Here is a 4,588-nt window from a genome sequence, read left to right on the forward strand (position 1 = left end):
CCGTTTGCCTTCGACAGCCTCTCGATGACCGCGTAGGTTTCCGCGTCAACGCGGATAGGTGGCAGCAGCTTCAAGCCGAGCTTGGCATCGATCTCGGCCTCACGCTCGGGGCTGACGGGCACATGGTCGGGTGCAGGCGCGGGGGATTGGGCGGCACCAATGCGATGGGCGCGCTCTGCGAATCGCACGCCGGCAGTGAAATCGTGGCGCTCGCCGCCCCATTGCTCCCGGCCTCGCTCGATTTGGATGGATGTCAGCGCCGTCCCCTTGGGCTGCTCCTGGGAAGCCAGGGCCTCGAAGCGCTTGATGTTCTCGCGCTCGTTCTCCATGCCCCAGCAGGCGACAACGAGCGCGGGGACGTGCCACCCATTGACGCAGAAGCCGACGCCGAACAGGCGCTGGTCCTCGCGAGCCTTGTCTTGCTCTGCGCCCAGGACCGCCGCAGATGTCGGGTAGTCCAGCCGATATGAGGCCGGCTGAACCTGGGCGACTGAGATCCCGACGCTGTACCCGACCCACACTGCATCGCGCAGATCCTGGCGGTCCATATCTACCCCGGCCTGTTTGGCGGCCTCGCGCAGATCGGTTTGGCCGTCCCCCTCTGCTGGGGCTGGTGCTACCCGTCCTGCGATCCGCAGGGCTTCGTCGGCCTTGGCCTGCGTGATGTGGCCAGCTGCAACCAGGGCGCGCAGGGCGAAGTCGGTGTGACTGGCCCGGGGCTGGGCGGCAAGGGCGGCGCGGGCGCAGTCAGCGCCGTAGCGCTCGATGCAGCGAGCCTCCAGCGCCGTCCATGTGTGCGTGTGGGGCTCTGGGTGCCCTGGCAGGGGCGGCAGAACGTCGGTAAGCCATTGGATCGCGCCTGCACCCTCAGGGGCTGGGATTGGCGCCGCCCCAATCTGGACCGTGATCGATGGCGAGGGCCATGCCACAGGCTCAGCATTGGGCGCCGGGTTGGTCCACCCATAGACCTGCGGGTAGTGCGCGCCGGCCGCCAATTGCTGAATGGTGGGCTCGGCAGGCCCTGCTGCTGCTTTGGCAGCGCGGTAGCAGGCGTTCCAGCCGTCGCGGTAATCCGGGCTGACGTGCGACGCCTGCGGGTGGTACGGCAGGAACTCGTTGCCTGCCTTCCACTGGTCAGGCTGGGCACATGAAATTTCTTTGTTCGAATCAGGCATGGACAGCCTCCAGTCCCAACACGCGAGCGATGGCCTGCGCATCGGTCTTGGGCTCGCTGGCGATGCCCAGGGACTCCGAGCGCCCGTAGCACCGCACCTTGCCGCCGCCGATCTCAGCGAAGCCGGCTGACACCACAGGGTTGCGCTCCTCCTGCTGGGCTGCCTCGGCGACGTGTTTGTGCCAGACGTGGTCCGTGTAGGGCCACAGGATCACGCCGGTCAGTTGGCAATTGATGTACTTGAACTTCATGATGTGCTCGCGGAGGTGCTGGGATTGGCGGGGGCGGCCTGTGTGGCGCCAGGGGCTTGGATTGCGGCAGCGGCGCGCGTTATGGCTCGGCGAGCTGCAGCCATGGGATCGCCCTTCAAGAACTCGGAGCAACCGCCGCCGGTCCCGTTGATCGCCATCGCCCATGCGTGCCCATCGGTGACGCTGATTTCCATGTTCAGCTTCACCGCCAGCCCCAGGGCGTCGCCGCCGCTTTTCAGCGAGCTCCAGATTGAGTAGGTGCCGTCAGCGTCAATGCTGGTCTTGACCCAATCGTCATCGGTCCAGCCTTCGACAGGCACGCCAGCAGCCTGCGCTGCCCGTTCCAGCAGTTCGCGGTCGGTCATTCGGCGCTCCCAGCAGTGACAGGGGCTGGGATGCCGTGAGCGCGCTCGACAAGCTGCTTCACGACCCATGGCGTCGGCATGTAGGCCGTGACCTTGTGATGGACCGGGACGCCAGCCAGCAGATCGTTGAACTCGGAGGCGCTCAGCGGCTCGCGGTTGGCCGGCGCCGACACGGCAGGGGCTGCGGCGAGCAGGGCGCGGTAGGCTTGCTTGACGGCCACAATGGCGTTTCCCAGCTCGCCGGCTGACTTGATGGACTGGATGTGGATGCCTGGCCTGTTCGCCACCTTGCCGGCGTTGTTGGCATCTGTCAGGGCCTGGGACGCCGCGTCTTCTAGGCGCTGAAACAGCTCGAAGGCGTCGGCCAGGGATTTCCCATCCCCTGCGCGGGCACCGGCAGGCAGTGCGTCCAAGGCGTCGGCGAGTTGGCGAATCATGGCCGCGTGCTGCTGCTTGTTTGGCAGCCAGCCGGCTTCGTACAGGCGGGCATCGTTGCGAGCGCGCTTGATCAACTCGGCAGGCTCCGGCAGCGGCACTTCTGGCGCTTTAATGGCGGGAGTGTTCATGGGTCAGCGGATCTGCAAGCTCTTGCGCGTCTCGACGTGGGCGCCGGGCACTTCAGTTCCGGCCTTGATCGCATCGGCAATCGCCTTCTTGTCCGGCTCCGGGTCTGGCGCTGGCTTGGTACGCATGTACTCGGCAGGGATCAGGTCCGCGCCGTCGATGACCACGGCCGTGGACTTGCGGAAGCTGATCGCCACGCCCGGCCCTTCGACCTTCTCAATGCTGCACGCCTCCAGATTGCTGGCGAGGTACTCGCGCATGCGCTCGGCACGGGCTTCGATGGCCTTGGCGCGCTCGTTGGCATCCTTGGCCCACTGCTTGCAGTTCGCGGCATCGGCCTCGAAACAGCGAACCATCAGGGCCACGTTCTGCGCCTTCACCTCCAGATCACCGGAAAGGCTCTCCAGGGTGTCGGCGATGGTTTGTTCGTCGAGATCCAGCTCGGCCAGCTTGTTGGCGGCGTCTCGGTACTCGCTGGCGATGACGTAGAGCGCAGTCATGCGGCCACCTTGGTTTTTGCCTTCTCAGCCTTGAGCGCGGCACTGGCGCGGATCTGCTGGATGGCGTCTTCGTCGTTCTCGGCCGTGGCCGTGGCGACAGCCGCGTCAACCACGCGCTTGAGCTCGCCCACGGTCCCGGCCGCGTCGATGGCTGCGAACTGATCCGCCAGCCAGTGGGCGCGGGCATCGCGGCGGGCCGCCACGTCGTGCGTCGTGAAGTCGGCGTCCGTCTCCGGGCTTGCCTCGGTCGGGATGCAGAAGGTCAGCAGCGCGAGGTACTTGTAGGCCGCGCTCATGGCCTTGTTCGTGGCCTTATCGGCGCTGTCCATGGCCTCGCCGTAGGTTGCTACGGTGTGCTTGCTGCCGTCCTCGGCGCTGACGAGATCGAACTCGACTTGCACGGTGACGTAGAAGAGGGCGCCGCCGTTCTTCGTCTCGCGCTCGGTGACGGTGCGGCTGATCACGCGGGGCAGGATCAGCAGTTGCGCCTCCACCAGGGCCGACGACAGCGCGTTCAAAACGTCGTCGATGCCTCGGAAGTTGTAGCCCTGCGTCTTGTTCTGCCGGGCCTTGCTGATGCCGTCATGGCTCATCGCGGCGGACACGTTCTTGATTGCTTGGTAGACCTTCATGGCGTCCTCAAAACGGGGTGGGTTGATTGCGCATGAGCCACAGGCACCAGCGCAGGAAGCGGACCCGAACCCGGGCCGGCTTGTCGTTGAGCCGTTGGCGGGCGGCGGCCCATGTGTCGCTGGGGTCGGTCATGTCAGGCCTTCTTGCCGGTTGAGCCCATGATTGCGGTCATGTGCTCGCGGGCGAGTGAGCGCAGAGCTTCGCGGCGCTCCTGCACGCTCAGGATTTGCTTGATGTCCGTGGCCAGCTCGGACGCCATGTGGTTGACCATGCGGTCCACCATCTCGGACTCGATGCGCTCGGCGAACTTCTTCAGCAGGGCCTCGCGGTCCACCAGCGCCCAGGCTTGCGCCATCCACTCAGGCGGCAGCTTCAGGCGAGCCTCGTAATTCGGCATCAGCCAGCCGCCGTCGCCGATGAACTTCAAGACCGCGTGCTCAGCGGCGGCCTTGACCTTGGCGTCGAAGTCACTCATCTCAATTGCTCCCGTCAATCAGCGCCCCGGCCACATACACGGCCAGGACAAACACAAGGGCAAGCCAGGGCCTGCGGCAGAAGTGGCGCTCAAGCGGGAAGCCGAGCAGGATCAGCGGCTCGCGCATCACGGCTTGTCCCCGAGCGCCAGCAGCATCGCGAGGGCGTCGCTATCAGGGCCGCCAGCGATGAGCCAGACGCAGAAGCAGAGAGCCAAAACCACGCCCAAGCCTTTCAGCATCAGCATCCCAACTTCGGCATCAGCGCTGGCGCCTTGGTCGTCGTATTCCTCCGGCAGGCGGTCGATGACGACGGGCATGCAATCGCAGTCGCCCGGAGTGCCGACATTGCAGGAGCCGCAGGTCATCGGCCACGCAACGCGCTTTGCCCTCTCCTCAGCCTCAACCTCATCAAGAGGTCTTGCCCTGTGGGCGCCAGTGAAGTGCTTCAGCTCGGCTGCGTTCTCTGCGGCCCAGTCGTGATGTGCGTGGACGCTCATTCGTCATCCCCTTCGCCGCGCGCGGCAGAAAGCATTTCGTCCTGCCTGTCCTRCATCCGGCGCTCGTAAGCCGCGCGCTCGTCTGCCTCGTCTTGGTCTGCTGCTGCGATATCGCGCTTGACCTGGGC

10 protein-coding genes are annotated in these 4,588 nt (G+C 65.7%); all 10 read right to left on the reverse strand.

The window, feature by feature from the left end:
* Nucleotides 1–1,175, reverse strand: a 1,175-nt coding sequence (locus ACXJKR_RS24905; protein WP_457325100.1) for a hypothetical protein, incomplete at its 3' end; no start/stop codon positions are given.
* Entirely contained in the window at nucleotides 1,168–1,425 is a 258-nt protein-coding gene (locus ACXJKR_RS24910) for a hypothetical protein (RefSeq protein ID WP_457325101.1), read from the reverse strand. The genes ACXJKR_RS24905 and ACXJKR_RS24910, both read right to left, overlap by 8 nt.
* The gene (locus ACXJKR_RS24915; RefSeq protein WP_457325102.1) at nucleotides 1,422–1,790 is read right to left on the reverse strand and encodes a hypothetical protein; all 369 of its coding nucleotides are present in this window, start codon (nucleotides 1,788–1,790) and stop codon (nucleotides 1,422–1,424) included. Before ACXJKR_RS24915 ends, ACXJKR_RS24910 begins: the two co-directional genes overlap by 4 nt.
* Nucleotides 1,787–2,356, reverse strand: coding sequence for a hypothetical protein (locus ACXJKR_RS24920; RefSeq protein ID WP_457325103.1), 570 nt, complete (start codon nucleotides 2,354–2,356; stop codon nucleotides 1,787–1,789). The genes ACXJKR_RS24915 and ACXJKR_RS24920 overlap by 4 nt, the downstream gene beginning before the upstream one ends.
* A 3-nt stretch (nucleotides 2,357–2,359) precedes the next feature.
* Nucleotides 2,360–2,854 (reverse strand): siphovirus Gp157 family protein, encoded by a 495-nt coding sequence (locus ACXJKR_RS24925; protein ID WP_457325104.1) that lies wholly within the window; start codon nucleotides 2,852–2,854, stop codon nucleotides 2,360–2,362.
* Nucleotides 2,851–3,486, reverse strand: coding sequence for an ERF family protein (locus tag ACXJKR_RS24930; RefSeq protein ID WP_457325105.1), 636 nt, complete (start codon nucleotides 3,484–3,486; stop codon nucleotides 2,851–2,853). Before ACXJKR_RS24930 ends, ACXJKR_RS24925 begins: the two co-directional genes overlap by 4 nt.
* A 7-nt stretch (nucleotides 3,487–3,493) precedes the next feature.
* Entirely contained in the window at nucleotides 3,494–3,619 is a 126-nt protein-coding gene (locus ACXJKR_RS24935; RefSeq protein WP_457325106.1) for a hypothetical protein, read from the reverse strand.
* Between the two features lies 1 nt (nucleotide 3,620).
* A complete protein-coding gene (locus ACXJKR_RS24940) occupies nucleotides 3,621–3,962 on the reverse strand; it encodes a hypothetical protein (RefSeq protein WP_457325107.1) in 342 nt (113 codons plus the stop codon).
* Between the two features lies 1 nt (nucleotide 3,963).
* The gene (locus ACXJKR_RS24945) at nucleotides 3,964–4,089 is read right to left on the reverse strand and encodes a hypothetical protein (protein ID WP_457325108.1); all 126 of its coding nucleotides are present in this window, start codon (nucleotides 4,087–4,089) and stop codon (nucleotides 3,964–3,966) included.
* Entirely contained in the window at nucleotides 4,089–4,460 is a 372-nt protein-coding gene (locus ACXJKR_RS24950; protein ID WP_457325109.1) for a hypothetical protein, read from the reverse strand. The genes ACXJKR_RS24945 and ACXJKR_RS24950 overlap by 1 nt, the downstream gene beginning before the upstream one ends.
* Nucleotides 4,461–4,588: the final 128 nt, after the last annotated feature.

It is taken from the genome of Roseateles sp. P5_E11, assembly GCF_054049355.1.

What these genes read in the sequence shown, in the direction of transcription:
- ACXJKR_RS24925 (WP_457325104.1), bottom strand. Translation starts at nt 2,854, where the DNA reads ATGACTGCGCTCTACGTCATCGCCAGCGAGTACCGAGACGCCGCCAAC.
- ACXJKR_RS24915 (WP_457325102.1), bottom strand. Translation starts at nt 1,790, where the DNA reads ATGACCGACCGCGAACTGCTGGAACGGGCAGCGCAGGCTGCTGGCGTG.
- ACXJKR_RS24945 (WP_457325108.1), bottom strand. Translation starts at nt 4,089, where the DNA reads ATGCGCGAGCCGCTGATCCTGCTCGGCTTCCCGCTTGAGCGCCACTTC.
- ACXJKR_RS24940 (WP_457325107.1), bottom strand. Translation starts at nt 3,962, where the DNA reads ATGAGTGACTTCGACGCCAAGGTCAAGGCCGCCGCTGAGCACGCGGTC.
- ACXJKR_RS24910 (WP_457325101.1), bottom strand. Translation starts at nt 1,425, where the DNA reads ATGAAGTTCAAGTACATCAATTGCCAACTGACCGGCGTGATCCTGTGG.
- ACXJKR_RS24935 (WP_457325106.1), bottom strand. Translation starts at nt 3,619, where the DNA reads ATGACCGACCCCAGCGACACATGGGCCGCCGCCCGCCAACGGCTCAAC.
- ACXJKR_RS24920 (WP_457325103.1), bottom strand. Translation starts at nt 2,356, where the DNA reads ATGAACACTCCCGCCATTAAAGCGCCAGAAGTGCCGCTGCCGGAGCCT.
- ACXJKR_RS24950 (WP_457325109.1), bottom strand. Translation starts at nt 4,460, where the DNA reads ATGAGCGTCCACGCACATCACGACTGGGCCGCAGAGAACGCAGCCGAG.
- ACXJKR_RS24930 (WP_457325105.1), bottom strand. Translation starts at nt 3,486, where the DNA reads ATGAAGGTCTACCAAGCAATCAAGAACGTGTCCGCCGCGATGAGCCAT.